This window comes from Bacillus sp. JK74 (genome assembly GCF_053663395.1).
Genome location: NZ_JBSJQB010000003.1, coordinates 262,246 through 277,459 on the forward strand (window position 1 = coordinate 262,246; position 15,214 = coordinate 277,459).

At 48.3% G+C, this 15,214-nt stretch carries 12 protein-coding genes and 1 other annotated feature; of the genes, 11 read left to right on the forward strand and 1 reads right to left on the reverse strand.

Annotated features, from left to right (window positions below; all coding sequences use genetic code 11):
• Nucleotides 1–115: 115 nt before the first annotated feature.
• The 8 genes from hemA to ysxE all read left to right on the forward strand — a co-directional run bounded on the left by hemA (nt 116) and on the right by ysxE (nt 9,658).
• A complete protein-coding gene (gene hemA, locus ACWJJ5_RS11460) occupies nt 116–1,483 on the forward strand; it encodes a glutamyl-tRNA reductase (RefSeq protein WP_003152628.1) in 1,368 nt (455 codons plus the stop codon).
• Nucleotides 1,484–1,490: 7 nt separating this feature from the next.
• On the forward strand, nt 1,491–2,321 hold the full coding sequence (locus tag ACWJJ5_RS11465) for a cytochrome c biogenesis protein (RefSeq protein WP_003152629.1): 831 nt from the start codon (nt 1,491–1,493) through the stop codon (nt 2,319–2,321).
• A gap of 34 nt (nt 2,322–2,355) precedes the next feature.
• The gene (hemC, locus tag ACWJJ5_RS11470) at nt 2,356–3,297 is read left to right on the forward strand and encodes a hydroxymethylbilane synthase (RefSeq protein WP_454022412.1); all 942 of its coding nucleotides are present in this window, start codon (nt 2,356–2,358) and stop codon (nt 3,295–3,297) included.
• Nucleotides 3,287–4,069 carry a uroporphyrinogen-III synthase gene (locus ACWJJ5_RS11475; RefSeq protein WP_077722657.1) on the forward strand — a complete coding sequence of 261 codons (783 nt, stop codon included), beginning with the start codon at nt 3,287–3,289 and terminating at the stop codon, nt 4,067–4,069. The genes hemC and ACWJJ5_RS11475 overlap by 11 nt, the downstream gene beginning before the upstream one ends.
• A 2-nt stretch (nt 4,070–4,071) precedes the next feature.
• Complete coding sequence (gene hemB, locus ACWJJ5_RS11480) at nt 4,072–5,046, forward strand: porphobilinogen synthase (protein ID WP_094247687.1); 975 nt, start codon at nt 4,072–4,074, stop codon at nt 5,044–5,046.
• Nucleotides 5,047–5,074: 28 nt separating this feature from the next.
• Entirely contained in the window at nt 5,075–6,364 is a 1,290-nt protein-coding gene (gene hemL / locus ACWJJ5_RS11485; RefSeq protein WP_110085406.1) for a glutamate-1-semialdehyde 2,1-aminomutase, read from the forward strand.
• A gap of 132 nt (nt 6,365–6,496) precedes the next feature.
• On the forward strand, nt 6,497–8,602 hold the full coding sequence (locus tag ACWJJ5_RS11490; RefSeq protein WP_454022413.1) for a LysM peptidoglycan-binding domain-containing protein: 2,106 nt from the start codon (nt 6,497–6,499) through the stop codon (nt 8,600–8,602).
• Nucleotides 8,603–8,635: 33 nt separating this feature from the next.
• Nucleotides 8,636–9,658, forward strand: coding sequence for a spore coat protein YsxE (gene ysxE, locus ACWJJ5_RS11495; protein WP_070082724.1), 1,023 nt, complete (start codon nt 8,636–8,638; stop codon nt 9,656–9,658).
• A 14-nt stretch (nt 9,659–9,672) separates the two neighbouring features.
• On the opposite strand, the gene ACWJJ5_RS11500 is transcribed toward ysxE, so the two are convergent.
• A complete protein-coding gene (locus ACWJJ5_RS11500; RefSeq protein ID WP_003152639.1) occupies nt 9,673–9,864 on the reverse strand; it encodes a hypothetical protein in 192 nt (63 codons plus the stop codon).
• A gap of 172 nt (nt 9,865–10,036) precedes the next feature.
• Nucleotides 10,037–10,258 (forward strand) — a binding site (T-box leader).
• Nucleotides 10,259–10,316: 58 nt separating this feature from the next.
• On the opposite strand from ACWJJ5_RS11500, the gene ACWJJ5_RS11505 reads away from it, so the two are divergent.
• The 3 genes from ACWJJ5_RS11505 to ACWJJ5_RS11515 all read left to right on the forward strand — a co-directional run bounded on the left by ACWJJ5_RS11505 (nt 10,317) and on the right by ACWJJ5_RS11515 (nt 15,202).
• The gene (locus ACWJJ5_RS11505; protein ID WP_003152640.1) at nt 10,317–12,959 is read left to right on the forward strand and encodes a valine--tRNA ligase; all 2,643 of its coding nucleotides are present in this window, start codon (nt 10,317–10,319) and stop codon (nt 12,957–12,959) included.
• A gap of 58 nt (nt 12,960–13,017) precedes the next feature.
• The gene (locus ACWJJ5_RS11510) at nt 13,018–14,310 is read left to right on the forward strand and encodes a bifunctional folylpolyglutamate synthase/dihydrofolate synthase (RefSeq protein WP_454022414.1); all 1,293 of its coding nucleotides are present in this window, start codon (nt 13,018–13,020) and stop codon (nt 14,308–14,310) included.
• Nucleotides 14,311–14,449: 139 nt separating this feature from the next.
• Nucleotides 14,450–15,202, forward strand: coding sequence for a prepilin peptidase (locus ACWJJ5_RS11515; RefSeq protein WP_367069102.1), 753 nt, complete (start codon nt 14,450–14,452; stop codon nt 15,200–15,202).
• Nucleotides 15,203–15,214 lie beyond the last annotated feature (12 nt).

The following is a 15,214-nucleotide window of genomic DNA, read 5'->3' on the forward strand; positions in this document are numbered from 1 at the left end:
TTTTGAAATCTGTTCACATTTTCCCGAAGAAACTATGTTATAATTATTATAAATAATAAATTCTATGTTAGAATGATTATAAATAAATTGCGATGTACGGGGGTGCATGAAAGCGATGCATATTCTTGTTGTGGGAGTAGATTATAAATCCGCCCCTATTGAAATACGCGAAAAAATAAGTTTTCAGCCGGATGAGCTTGCAGAAGCGATGCTCCGTTTAAAAGAAGAAAAAAGCGTTCTTGAAAACATTATCGTGTCAACCTGCAACCGCACCGAAATATATGCGGTGGTCGACCAGCTTCATACCGGCCGTTATTATATAAAGACATTTTTATCCGAATGGTTCTCGCTGCCGAAAGAAGAGCTGTCTCCGTTTCTGAAATTTTATGAGAGCGACGCGGCGATCGAGCATTTATTCCGTGTGGCGTGCGGTTTGGATTCCATGGTCATCGGAGAGACGCAAATACTCGGCCAGGTCCGCTCGAGCTTTAAAACGGCGCAGGCAGAAAAGACGATCGGCACCATTTTCAATGAGCTGTTTAAACAGGCGGTGACCGTCGGCAAACGCACGCATGCCGAAACCGATATCGGCGCTAATGCCGTTTCCGTCAGTTACGCCGCCGTTGAACTCGCGAAAAAAATCTTCGGCTCATTGTCAAATAAGCACATTTTGATTCTCGGTGCGGGAAAAATGGGCGAGCTCGCCGCAGAAAACCTGCACGGTCAGGGTATCGGCAAAGTAACGGTCATCAACAGAACGTTTTTGAAGGCAAAAGCGCTTGCTGACCGTTTCTCCGGAGAAGCGCGCAGCTTAAACCAGCTTGAACATGCACTCGCTGAAGCTGATATTTTAATCAGTTCGACAGGCGCAAGTGATTTCGTCGTGTCTAAAGAAATGATGGAGAGAGCGGGCAGACAGCGGAAAGGCCGTCCGTTATTTATGGTGGATATCGCTGTGCCGAGAGACCTCGATCCGGCGCTTAACGATCTTGAAGGTGTTTTTCTGTACGATATTGATGACCTTGAAGGAATCGTTGAAGCCAACTTACAAGAACGCCGCGAAACCGCTGAAAAAGTCGAGCTGTTTATTGAAGCAGCAATTGTTGAGTTTAAGCAGTGGCTTAATACGCTCGGCGTCGTGCCGGTCATTTCGGCGCTGCGTGAAAAGGCGCTGTCCATCCAGTCCGATACGATGCAGAGCATTGAGCGCAAGCTGCCTCATCTGACGGTGAGAGAGAAAAAACTTCTCAGCAAACATACGAAAAGCATCATTAACCAAATGCTGCGCGACCCGATTCTGAAAGCGAAAGAGCTTGCGGCTGAAGCGGATTCAGATGAAAAGCTGAAGCTGTTTATGCAGATTTTCGATATTGAGGAAGAGGCCGGCCGCCAGCTGGACAAAAGCCTGGATAACCGCCAGACGGTTCATTCGTTTCAAAAGGCAGAAGCAAAAACGGGCTTACGTCCGCTTGTAAGTGAGTGAGGGCTGTATGATTGATACAGCAATGGCAAGACTTAATGAAGCGACAATTGTTATTTATGCAGTAAGCGTCCTTTTTTACTTTATAGATTTTCTTCAACACAACCGGAAGGCTGGAAAAATAGCCTTCTGGTTGCTTTCTATTGTCTGGACTCTGCAAACCGTCTATCTTTCTTATTTCATGTGGCAGACGGGCAGATTTCCGGTCTTGAATATTACAGAGGCCCTTTACTTTTATGCGTGGGTGCTTGTCACGCTCTCACTTGTGGTCACGCAGATTCTGCGGGTTGATTTTATCGTGTTTTTCACGAATGTCATCGGTTTCTCGATGATTGCGATCCATACGTTTTCACCGACGGATCAGCATTCGGCCGCCTTTTCCGGTCAGCTGGTCTCAGAGCTTTTGGTCATTCATATTACAATGGCGATTCTGTCTTACGGCGCTTTTTCCCTTTCTTTTGTCTTTTCGCTTCTTTATCAGTTTCAATATTCTTTATTAAAGAAGAAAAAATGGGGAAAATGGCTGTTGAGAATTGAAGATTTGTCAAAACTTGATTATATGGCTTACGTTTTAAATGTCATCGGGGTTCCGATGCTGCTGTTGAGCCTGATATTAGGCGTGATCTGGGCGTATGTGTCGCTGGAAACGCTGTACTGGTTTGATTCAAAAGTGCTCGGCTCGTTTATTGTGCTGCTTTTATACAGCTACTATTTATATATCAGAATGATTAAGGAACTGCAGGGAAAAGTGGCGGCGTTATGGAATTCAGCATGTTTTCTCGTGCTGATGATTAATTACTTCCTGCTCGGAAGCCTGTCACAATTCCATTGGTTCAGTTAACGCACGCGCCCAAACAGATTCGGGAGGAAAGAAAATGAGAACGATTAAGGTAGGTTCCAGACGGAGCAAACTGGCTATGACCCAGACAAAATGGGTGATTAACAAACTGAAGGAATTGAATCCTTCCTATGACTTTGAAATCCGGGAGATTGTCACAAAAGGCGACCGCATCCTCGATGTTACACTGTCAAAAGTGGGCGGCAAAGGTTTGTTTGTCAAAGAGATTGAACAGGCGTTGCTGCATCAGGAGATTGATATGGCGGTTCACAGCATGAAAGACATGCCCGCCGTTTTGCCTGAGGGTCTTGTCATAGGCTGCATACCGAAACGTGAGGATCCGCGTGATGCGCTCATTTCAAAAGGGCATCAAATGCTGGACGGCATAAAAGAAGGGGGCATCATCGGCACCAGCAGTTTAAGAAGAAGCGCCCAGATTCTTGCTGAACGCCCTGACCTTACAATTAAGTGGATCAGAGGCAATATCGATACGAGACTTCAAAAGCTTGAAACGGAAGATTACGATGCTATTATTTTAGCGGCTGCGGGGCTTTCGAGAATGGGCTGGAAAGATGATGTCGTATCTGAATTCCTCGAACCGGACCGCTGTCTGCCTGCGGTCGGCCAAGGCGCTCTTGCCATTGAATGCAGAGAGTCGGATGAAGAGCTTTTGAAGCTGTTTGCGCAATTTACCGATGAGTATACGCAGCGCACGGTGGCAGCCGAACGGGCTTTCTTACACGCGATGGAAGGCGGCTGCCAAGTGCCGATAGCCGGGTATGCGTCCGTCAATGACCGGGATGAGGTTGAATTGGTCGGTCTTGTCGCGTCTCCGGACGGAAAGACGATTTATAAAGAAACAGCGGCGGGACATGATCCGGAAGAAATCGGGAAACGCTGTGCGGCGATGATGTCTGAAAAAGGAGCCAAAGCACTAATCGACAGCGTGAAACAGGAGCTCGATCAGGATGGCAATTGACCTTCCTTTACAAGGAAAGACCGTGCTCGTCACCCGGAACAAAAGACAGGCAGCACCGTTCCGAAAAAAAGTGGAGGCGCTCGGCGGAACGGCTGTTTCCGCCTCTCTGATCGCTTTTCAGGAAGCGCTCCCGGATGAATGTGCGGACAGTCTGCGGGAAGACCTTTCTGAACCGGGCTGGCTTGTGTTTACAAGCGTAAACGGTGTCCGGTTCTTTTTTTCCTACCTTGATCAGCATGGCCTTGCGCTTTCGGGACGGAAAAAAATCGCAGCCGTCGGTGAAAAGACAGCGCGCGCCCTGAAAGAGCGGGGAGCCCGGACGGATGCGATGCCTGACGAGTATGTGGCGGAATGTCTGGCTGATACTTTAAAACGGCACGCATCAGCTGCCGAACCCATTTCAGTGATAAAGGGCAATTTATCACGCGATGTCATAAAAGCGGAGCTTGAGCCGCTTGGCTATCAAATAAGGGAATGGGTGTTATACAATACCATTCAGGATGAAAAAGGCATGGACGAGCTGAGACGGGCTGCATCCCGCTCTCATTTTGATTTTATTACGTTTACCAGCTCATCGGCGGTGCATACGTTTATGCACGCGGTCGGAGACGGAGAAAAAGCGTGGGAAAACAGCGGTGCGAGCTATATCAGCATCGGCCCTTTGACAGAGAAAGCGCTCTTGGAATACGGGATCTCATCCCATGTGCCTGACACCTATACGATTGAAGGCATGCTGGACGTCATGTGCAGCATGTCGGGAAAGGATAGATAATGATGAATCAAACATTTAACAGACACCGCCGTTTGCGCGCGAACGCTGCGATGAGAGATTTAGTAAAAGAAACACGTCTTCACCCTTCAGATTTTATTTACCCGTTATTTGTCGTTGAAGGACTCGAAGGAAAAAAAGAAGTTCCTTCCATGCCGGGGGTTTATCATGTATCACTCGATTTGTTAAAGGATGAAATGGCTGAGCTGATATCGCTCGGCATTAAGTCGGTCATCGTTTTCGGCGTGCCGGAAGAAAAAGACGCCTGCGGAACCCAGGCTTTTCACGACCACGGCATTGTGCAGAAAGGGATTGCTGAGATTAAAAAGCATTATCCTGAAATGATCGTCATCGCTGATACATGTCTTTGTGAATACACGGATCACGGCCATTGCGGCGTCGTGAAAGACGGAGTAATCCTGAATGACGAGTCGCTTGAACTGCTGGCGCAGACAGCCGTCAGCCAGGCTAAAGCCGGCGCTGACATCATCGCTCCTTCAAATATGATGGACGGTTTTGTCACAGTGATCAGGGAAGCGCTCGACAAAGAAGGATTCACGAATGTTCCGATCATGTCTTATGCCGTGAAATATTCAAGTGAATTTTACGGCCCGTTCCGCGACGCGGCTGACAGCACGCCGCAGTTCGGTGACCGAAAAACATATCAGATGGATCCGGCCAACCGCCTGGAAGCGCTACGTGAGGCTGAATCAGACGCGGCAGAAGGCGCTGACTTTTTAATCGTCAAACCGTCTATGTCATACTTAGATATTATGCGTGATGTGAAAAACCGCCATCACCTGCCGCTGGTCGCATATAATGTGAGCGGGGAGTATTCCATGGTGAAAGCGGCAGCCCAAAACGGCTGGATTAAAGAAAAAGAAATGGTGCTGGAAATTTTAACGGGCATGAAACGTGCAGGAGCCGATCTGATTATGACGTATCATGCAAAAGACGCAGCAAAATGGCTTGCTGAGTAACGATTTCATTTGACGGGAGCTGAGGCAGATGAGAAGCTATGAAAAATCAAAAGCCGCTTTTAAAGAAGCGCAGAAACTGATGCCGGGCGGAGTGAACAGCCCGGTGCGCGCGTTTAAATCAGTTGATATGGACCCGATCTTTATGCAGCGCGGAAAAGGATCGAAAATTTTTGATATTGACGGCAATGAATATATCGACTACGTCCTGAGCTGGGGGCCGCTCATTTTGGGTCACACGAACGACCGGGTCGTTGAAAGCCTGAAAAAAGTAGCCGAGAACGGGACAAGTTTCGGGGCATCCACTGAAGTGGAAAACGAACTGGCCAAATTGGTCATTGACCGTGTGCCGTCTGTTGAAATCGTGCGGATGGTCAGCTCCGGCACAGAGGCGACAATGAGCGCCCTGCGTCTGGCAAGAGGATATACCGGCCGCAACAAAATTTTGAAATTTGAAGGCTGTTACCACGGCCATGGTGATTCGCTGCTGATCAAAGCGGGATCCGGAGTGGCGACACTCGGCCTGCCGGACAGCCCGGGCGTGCCGGAAGGAATAGCGATGAATACGATTACCGTTCCATACAACGACTTGGAAAGCGTTGCACTCGCATTCCGGGAGTACGGTGAAGATATTGCCGGGGTCATTGTTGAACCGGTAGCGGGCAATATGGGCGTTGTTCCGCCGCAGGAAGGCTTTTTACAAGGACTTCGCGACATTACGGAACAGTATGGCGCGCTGCTCATTTTTGATGAGGTCATGACCGGTTTTCGCGTGGACTATAACTGTGCGCAAGGATATTTCGGCGTGACGCCTGATTTAACGTGTCTCGGCAAAGTCATCGGCGGCGGTCTTCCTGTCGGTGCGTATGGCGGCAAAGCCGAAATCATGGAACGAATCGCGCCGAGCGGTCCGATCTACCAGGCGGGAACATTGTCAGGAAATCCGCTTGCCATGACAGCGGGACTTGAGACGTTACAGCAGCTCACACCTGAATCTTACCAAGAATTTGTGAAAAAAGGCGATATGCTTGAAGAAGGCATTTCAAAAGCAGCTGCAGCACATGGCATTCCGCACACGTTTAACCGGGCGGGGTCAATGATCGGCTTCTTTTTCACCAATGAGCCTGTCATTAACTATGAATCAGCCAAATCTTCTGATTTAAAGCTGTTCGCCAAGTATTATAAAGGGATGGCCGACGCAGGCGTATTTCTGCCGCCGTCTCAATTTGAAGGATTGTTTCTCTCCACTGCGCATACAATGGAGGATATTGAAAATACCATTCAAGCCGCTGAGAAAGTGTTCCAGGCGATCAGCCGCTGATACCGAAAAGCCGATGCAAGCAAGACTTGTATCGGCTTTTTTCAATGCCTCCATTATCATATTTTCCCGGATTGCGGCATACACCTTTAGTGACATCTAATTGTATGGATTAGATGAAAGGAGGATATGAACTTGCCGCATAATCACCGATTGCAATTTTCTGTTGAAGAATCAATCTGTTTCCAAAAAGGACAGGAAGTTTCTGAATTACTTTCGATTTCATTAGACCCTGACATCAGGGTGCAGGAAGTAAATGATTATGTCTCAATTAAAGGGTCATTAGAACTTACTGGCGAGTACAACATAGATCACAGCAGTCATTTTGAAGAGCTTAATAGTGAGCTGAGGCATGTAGAGGAAGTGAGGGCAAGGGAGGATGGCACGGCCGAGCTCATTCATTGTTTCCCGGTGGACATCACGATTCCGAAAAATAAAGTGAGCCACCTCAATGATGTTTTCGTATTTATTGATGCCTTTGATTATCAGCTGACGGATTCAAGGATCTTAACCATTCAAGCTGATTTGGCAATTGAAGGGCTGCTTGAGGAATCCGAGCCAAAAGAGCCGGAGATCCCTTTGTACGTGGCGCCTGAATTTGCCAGAGAAGAAATGATCAATCTTGCCGGACATCATTCAGAGGACGAAAATGAACCAGAATTAATGATACGCCATGAGCCTGAAATACCTTTGACTGTATCAGAAGAAGCAGCACAAGAAACAGAGAAAAACGAGGAAGAAATCCCGCCTTCACTCAGGCAGGAGGAAGAAGAACAGGAAGCAGCTCCGATTCTGAGGGAGCGGGAAGAAGAAAAGCAGGAAACAGCCCCGATTCTGAGGGAGCAGGAAGAAGAGCAGGAAGCAGCCCCGATTCTGAGGGAGCGGGAGGAAGAAGAGCAGGAAGCAGCCCCGATTCTGAGGGAGCAGGAAGAAGAGCAGGAGACTGCCCCGATTTTGAGGGAGCGGGAAGAAGAAGAGCAGGAAGCAGCCCCGATTCTGAGGGAGCAGGAAGAAGAGCAGGAGACTGCCCCGATTTTGAGGGAGCGGGAAGAAGAAGAGCAGGAAGCAGCCCCGATTCTGAGGGAGCAGGAAGAAGAGCAGGAAACTGCCCCGATTTTGAGTGAGCAGGAAAAAGAGCAGGAAACTGCCCCGATTATGAGGGAGCGGGAAGAAGAGCAGGAAGCAGCGATTCTGAGGGAGCAGGAAGAAGAGCAGGAAGCAGCTCCGATTCTGAGGGAGCGGAAGGAAGAAGAGCAGAAAACAGCCCCGATTCTGAGGGAGCAGGAAGAAGAGCAGGAAGCAGCCCCGATTCTGAGGGAGCAGGAAGAAGAGCAGGAAGCAGCCCCGATTCTGAGGGAGCAGGAAGAAGAGCAGGAAGCAGCCCCGATTCTGAGGGAGCAAGAAGAGGTGCCGAAACCTGTTTCCTTTACTGAGCCTCCTCCTCCCGTTTCCTTTCAGCACGAAGAAGAACCGGAAGAAGCTGAGGAGCCTGCAATCATGTCAGCTGTGAGGAATGAACCCGTATTTGAGGATGATTCAGCAGAAGCGCAGGAAGAGCCAAAAGATGATATCGAACCGGTTTTCCCTGCATTCACTCTGACTCCGCATGCAGAAAAAACAAAAATTGCGGAACAGCCCTTCCTTCAAAAAGAAGAACAGCCAGAGGCCGAGCCGCTTCTCCGTCAGAGCGATCATAAGGCGGCAGAAGACGAAGATGAGCCTGCGGTTTTTCAAGAAGAGCAGGCGCCCGTTTATCGTGAGTTCGTTCCGGAACGGCAGGAAGAGGAGTTTTACAGCGCTCCTAAGCTGCTTGAAGAAGAGGCTCATGATGAAGAAGGGTTTGAAATTGAGGTAAGGAAGATGGCGCCGCCGGAGGAGGAAACCGGGAAGCCTCTCGATTTGTCTTTTCAGTTTTCCAAACTGCCGCCGGAGGAGCCGGCGCAAGCGGAACAGCCTGAGCCGCTTAAGCCTGAAAGAAAGAATGAAGAAGCGGCACCGGGAACCGAGCAGAAGGAAAATGACAACTCTCATTACTTGACAAAATTATTTACAAGGGAAGAAGAAAAGTTTTCAAGAATGAAAATTTGTATCGTGCAGCAGCAAGATACAATCGACCGGGTGTGTGAACGATATGACATTACATCCCAGCAGCTCATCCGAACGAATGCTTTATCGTTTGATGACGAGCTTGAGGAAGGTCAGCTTCTGTATATACCTGAATATAATAACAGCCATGTGTAAGCACAAAGAGGCCGTAAAAATGTGGTGAATGGAATGGAAGCAGTCCAATCAGTGCTTCAGGAATACGGGCTGACGGCTGAGTACATTGAGCCTGTCAGCCCGCATGTTTGGAAGGTCTACTCAAACTACGGCATTTTTGCTTTGAAACAGCTCAAGCCGGCCCGCAGCAGTGAATTTACGGATCTTATGATTGAGATTGAGGAGAAAGGCTACCGATCATTTGTGCCGATCTGCCGCACGTATGCAGGCGATTTTTTTGCGGGAAGACAGACGGAGAATTCTTATTATTTAATGCCTTGGCTTCAGTACGATCAGGAAGAAGAACGGGACCAAAAACATGTTTACCTTTTTAAAGAGGTCGCGAAGCTCCATTCTGCGACTGTGCGGGACATCCAAATCCGGACTGAAGATATCAGCCGCTTTTATGAAGCAACGAAAAGAGATTGGGAAAATGATAAACTTGTCTATGAACAATTCGCCGACCGGGCGGAAAAAGAGTGGTACCTTTCACCTTTTGAACTGCAGGCTGTTACGTATCTTACAGAAACGGTTTCCGCCGTCAATTTTGCTCTCGAACGTCTGGAAGAATGGTTTGACGCGGCAAAGGATCATGACAAGACGAGAGCGGTGATCAACCACGGCAGTTTATCGAGCCGCCACTTTCTGTATAATGATGCGGGATCAGGCTTTTTCACAAATTTCGAGAAAGCTGCGCTGGGCCCTCCGCAAAATGACCTGCTCAGCTTTTACTCCAGAATGTTCAGAAGCTATCCGAAAGCATGTCCGGAATGCCTGGACTGGTTTTATACGTATCACAAATCATTCCCGCTCCGTGAAGCGGAAATCAGCCTGTTTCTCAGCTATATGGCTTATCCGTCCGCCATGTACAAAGTGCTGAAACGGTATCAGACCGGCCAAAGGGGCTCTGAAAAAGAAGAATGCACGCAATTATTAAGAGCGTTTTGGCAGATGAAAAATGTTGAGCCTTTTCTCATGAAGGTTCATCAGATTGAGCGGGAGAAAAAAATAAAAGCGGAAAACGAGTCCTCTTCATAACGGGACTCGTTTTTTTATATCCATTCCAAATGCAGGGCGCACGCTAAAAACAGCAGGATGGCAAGCAGCAGGACATCAAAAGTCGTCGGAAAGAAAATCGTCCTGATCCCCTGAAAGATCGTAATCGGGATAATGACTTGCACGGATACAAGGCGGACCTGTCTGGCCCACTGGGGGAGCGAATAAGAATTGAATTTTTTTCTCACGGGCAATTCCTCCTCACATTCGCCTTTCTATGTATCGTATGTAAGGGGAAGAGCGGGGTGCATGCCCATTTATGTATGACGGCAGCGGTTTTTGGAAAAGATGATTGACGAATCAAAAACACTTTTACTATAATAAAGAACATAATAAATAAGATCATGAGCTGATATAAATACACCTGCTTTGAACGGGAAGAGTACAAGAAAGACGCATGAAGAGAGAGAAGCTACTGTGCTGAAAGGCTTCTTATGCCGTCTCATTGGAAGGTCGCCCGGGAGCATAATTTCTTGAACATACAGTAGAGAAATTCGGGTCGCACCCGTTATCCGTTTAAGTGCATGAACAAATCTGTTCATGAAAAAAGGTGGTACCGCGAAAGAGCTTTTCGTCCTTTATCAGGATGAAGGCTCTTTTTTAGTTGCTCAGCCATTTCTAAACATGCTGGAGGGTTATCATGGATACAAACGAACAAACAATGCCGACAAAATATGATCCGTCTGCGATTGAAAAAGGCCGCTATGATTTTTGGCTGAAAGGAAAATATTTTGAAGCGGGCGGCGATCAAACGAAACAGCCGTATTCTGTCGTCATTCCGCCGCCGAACGTGACGGGCAGGCTGCACCTCGGACATGCGTGGGATACGACGCTGCAAGATATCGTTACACGTATGAAACGCATGCAGGGCTATGACGTGCTCTGGCTTCCGGGCATGGATCACGCCGGCATCGCCACTCAGGCAAAAGTCGAAGCGAAACTCCGCGAACAGGGCACAAGCCGTTATGACCTCGGCCGTGAAAAGTTTTTAGAAGAAACGTGGAAGTGGAAAGAAGAGTATGCTGATTTCATCCGCAGCCAATGGGCCAAGATGGGACTCGGACTCGATTATTCACGCGAACGTTTCACTCTTGATGAAGGGCTGAACAAAGCCGTGCGTGAAGTATTCGTCAAGTTGTACGAAAAAGGCTTGATTTACAGAGGCGAATATATCATCAACTGGGACCCTGCCACAAAAACGGCTTTATCCGATATTGAAGTGATTTACAAAGACGTACAGGGCGCGTTTTATCATTTGCGCTACCCGTTAGCAGACGGCTCAGGCTCAATTGAAATCGCGACCACCCGTCCGGAAACGATGCTTGGCGACACGGCTGTCGCGGTTCATCCTGAAGATGAGCGCTACAAGCACTTAATCGGCAAAACGGTGATTCTGCCGATTACAAACCGCGAAATTCCGATTGTCGGCGATGATTATGTTGATATGGAATTCGGATCAGGCGCCGTTAAAATTACGCCTGCCCATGACCCGAATGACTTTGAACTCGGAAACCGCCACAATTTAGAGCGGATTCTCGTCATGAATGAAGACGGAACAATGAATGAAAAAGCGCTGCAATATAACGGCATGGACCGGTTTGAATGCCGCAAAAAACTCGTCAAAGATCTTCAGGAATCCGGCGTTCTCTTTAAAATCGAAGACCATATGCATTCTGTCGGCCACAGTGAGAGAAGCGGCGCCGTTGTTGAGCCGTACCTGTCCACACAATGGTTTGTCAAAATGCAGCCGCTGGCTGATGCTGCGGTTGACCTTCAGGCAAAAGAAGAGAAGGTTCACTTCGTTCCTGACCGTTTCGAGAAAACGTACCTGCACTGGATGGAAAACATCCGTGATTGGTGTATTTCCCGTCAGCTGTGGTGGGGCCACCGCATCCCGGCTTGGTATCATAAAGAAACAAAAGAAGTGTACGTCGGCCTTGAGGCGCCTGAGGACAGCGAAAATTGGGAGCAGGATTCAGACGTGCTTGATACATGGTTCAGCTCCGCGCTTTGGCCGTTTTCTACAATGGGCTGGCCTGATGAAAACGCTGAAGACTTTAAGCGGTATTACTCAACCGATGTACTTGTAACGGGATATGACATCATTTTCTTCTGGGTATCCCGGATGATTTTCCAAGGTCTTGAGTTTACCGGCGAGCGTCCGTTCAAAGACGTGCTGATTCACGGCTTAATCCGTGACGAGCAGGGCAGAAAAATGAGTAAATCCCTTGGGAACGGCGTGGACCCGATGGATGTCATCGACAAGTACGGAGCGGATTCCCTGCGCTATTTCCTGGCAACCGGAAGTTCACCGGGACAGGATCTCCGTTTCAGCTATGAAAAAGTGGAATCCACATGGAACTTCGCAAATAAAATTTGGAACGCCTCCCGTTTTGCATTAATGAACATGGACGGCATGACGTATGACGAGCTTGATCTGTCCGGTGAAAAATCAGTTGCTGATAAGTGGATCCTCACAAGACTGAATGAAACGATAGAAGACGTAACACAGCTTGCGGATCGTTATGAATTCGGTGAAGTCGGACGCCACCTGTACAACTTTATCTGGGACGATGTGTGCGACTGGTATATCGAAATGGCGAAGCTTCCGCTGTACGGGGAAGATGAAGCGGCGAAGAAAACAACCCGGTCTGTTCTGGCATACGTGCTTGACCAGACGATGCGTCTTCTTCACCCGTTTATGCCATTCTTAACGGAAGAAATCTGGCAGCACCTTCCTCATGAAGGCGAGTCAATCACGATCAGCTCTTGGCCGGTTCCGGTGCCGGAACATACGGATAAAGAGGCAGCGGCGGATATGAAACTGCTCGTTGAATTAATCCGTTCTGTCCGCAATATCCGGAGCGAAGTCAACACGCCGATGAGCAAGCAGGTTGAACTTTACATTAAAACATCTACCGAAGACATTGCCGGCCGCCTTGAGAAGAACCGTTCTTACGTTGAACGCTTTACGAATCCGAGCACGCTGAAAATCGGGACGGATATCGCTGCGGCAGACAAAGCGATGACAGCTGTCGTCACCGGAGCGGAAGTCATTCTGCCGCTTGAAGGGCTGATTAACATTGATGAGGAGATCGCCCGTCTGCAAAAAGAATTCGACAAGCTGACAAAAGAAGTCGAACGCGTTCAGAAAAAACTCGGCAACGAAGGATTCATTAAAAAAGCTCCTGAGCATGTCATTGAAGAAGAACGCGGAAAAGAGAAAGACTACACGGCAAAACGCGAAGCTGTCCGGCAGCGGATTGCAGAGCTGAAAGGCTGATAAAACAGCGGGGCGGTTTCCTAAGAAACCGCCTTGTCGTATAAAAGAGGGGATTTCATTGTTTAATACGTACAAAGAAGCGATCAGCTGGATTCACGGCAGACTCAAGTTCGGCGTTAAGCCGGGCCTTCTCCGTATGGAAAAGCTGATGCAAAAACTGGAACACCCGGAAAAGAACATTCGCGCCATTCATGTGGCGGGCACAAACGGCAAAGGATCAACCGTTTCTTTTATCCGTTCCGTCCTTCAAGAAGCCGGTTATACGGTCGGCACGTTCACATCGCCTTACATGATTACGTTTAATGAGCGAATCAGCGTCAACGGCACGCCGATTACCGATGAGGAATGGAGAACGCTCGTTAATGACATAAAACCGATAGTCGATGAGCTTGATAAGACCGATGCCGGAACGGTGACGGAATTTGAAATCATTACAGCGTGTGCATTTTTATATTTTGCGAAGCGGGCTGATATCGATTTTGTCATTTTTGAAGCGGGGCTCGGCGGCACATTTGATTCAACCAATATTGTGAAACCGCTTCTGTCGGTCATTACAAGTATCGGACATGACCATATGGCCATTTTAGGCAATACCATCGAGGAGATCGCCGGGCAGAAAGCCGGTATTATTAAAAATTCCATTCCGGTCATTACGGGTGTCAATCAGCCGGAAGCACTCGGCGTTATTGAAGCGGAAGCCGAAAAAAAGCAGGCTCCGTATCAGTCACTTTATAAAACGTGCAGACTGTTTAATGAAGCGGCGCTTCCGTCCGGCGAAAGCTTTTCGCTGGAAACAGAAACGAAATGCTATGAAGACATTCAAACGTCACTGATCGGCATTCACCAAAGGCAGAATGCGGCATTGGCGATATTGGCCGCTGAATGGCTGAATCGCCTGGAAGCCGCAGTCATTTCAGAAGAAGCGATGCGAAACGGCCTGAAAAAAGCTTCCTGGCCGGGCCGGTTTGAACGTCTTCAAAGCCGCCCTTTAGTGTTTGCGGACGGCGCGCATAACGAAGAGGGCGTTGAAACGCTGACAGAAACGATCCGGCAGCGCTTTGCCGATAAAAACGTCCATGTCGTATTCAGCGCATTAAAAGACAAACCGTATCAGGAAATGATTAAAAAGCTTGAAACCGAAGCAGATTCCATTCACTTTGTATCATTTGACTTTCCGCGTGCTTCAAGCGCCGAAGCTCTTTACAATGCAAGCAGTCTTGCGTCTAAGAGCTTCGATGAGAACCCGGACAGTGTGAAAGAATGGATAGAACAAAAAGACGGGGCGGATGATGTCATCATCATTACCGGCTCCTTATATTTTATTTCAGAAATGAGAAAGCGGCTTATCTGACAGCCCCTCGGATGCCCGGCAGACCATTTTCCGGTTTTGCCGGGTGTTTTTATGCTGAAAATATATTTTCAGCCATTTCAGTCATGGTGTTTTTCTTTGCTATAATCTGAGCCAGATTGATAGTAAAGGTGTGGTCTGAGTGCTTTTGATTCTGTTTTTTCTCGGCTTAATTTTCGGTTCTTTTTTTTATACAGCAGCGTGCCGTATCCCGCTTCGAATCTCGGTTATTTCGCCGCGTTCAGCCTGCTCGTTCTGCGGCTTGCCGCTCTCCTGGGGGGAGCTTGTGCCCGTCGTCTCCTATATTCTGCAAAGAGGCAGATGCAGAAACTGCCGTGCGAAGCTGTCGGTTATGTATCCGGCGGCGGAATGCTGGACGGCGTGTTTATTCACGGCTGCAGGCATTCATTTCGGTTTCTCAAAAGAACTGTTAGTCGCGCTGTTATTTCTGTCTCTGCTCATGATTGTTACTATGACGGATCTGCAATATATGCTGATTCCTGACAAAGTTCTGCTGTTTTTTCTTCCGCTTTTTATCGCCGGCCGTATGTTTTCTCCGCTGGATTCATGGTATGCGGGTTTTGCCGGAGCTGTTTGCGGATTTTTTCTGCTAGTTTTTATCATGTTTGTCAGTAAAGGAGGCATCGGCGCAGGTGATGTGAAACTGTTTGGGGTGATCGGTCTGACGCTCGGCGTGAAGCTCGTGCTCATTGCATTCTTTCTTTCCGTTATGATCGGAGCCGTATACGGTATGTGCGCTGCAGCCCGGGGCAGTCTTGGTAAAAAGCAGCCATTTCCGTTTGCGCCGGCCATCTCAGCCGGGAGCGCTTTGAGTTATTTATACGGTGATGAGCTGTTTTCGTTTTACATCAAGCTCGCTTCAGGCGGAGCTTGAAAAATTTGGCGA

Excerpts from the sequence above, each read along its gene's own strand:
- hemA (WP_003152628.1), top strand. The coding sequence starts at position 116 with ATGCATATTCTTGTTGTGGGAGTAGATTATAAATCCGCCCCTATTGAA.
- ACWJJ5_RS11465 (WP_003152629.1), top strand. The coding sequence starts at position 1,491 with ATGATTGATACAGCAATGGCAAGACTTAATGAAGCGACAATTGTTATT.
- hemC (WP_454022412.1), top strand. The coding sequence starts at position 2,356 with ATGAGAACGATTAAGGTAGGTTCCAGACGGAGCAAACTGGCTATGACC.
- ACWJJ5_RS11475 (WP_077722657.1), top strand. The coding sequence starts at position 3,287 with ATGGCAATTGACCTTCCTTTACAAGGAAAGACCGTGCTCGTCACCCGG.
- hemB (WP_094247687.1), top strand. The coding sequence starts at position 4,072 with ATGAATCAAACATTTAACAGACACCGCCGTTTGCGCGCGAACGCTGCG.
- hemL (WP_110085406.1), top strand. The coding sequence starts at position 5,075 with ATGAGAAGCTATGAAAAATCAAAAGCCGCTTTTAAAGAAGCGCAGAAA.
- ysxE (WP_070082724.1), top strand. The coding sequence starts at position 8,636 with ATGGAAGCAGTCCAATCAGTGCTTCAGGAATACGGGCTGACGGCTGAG.
- ACWJJ5_RS11505 (WP_003152640.1), top strand. The coding sequence starts at position 10,317 with ATGGATACAAACGAACAAACAATGCCGACAAAATATGATCCGTCTGCG.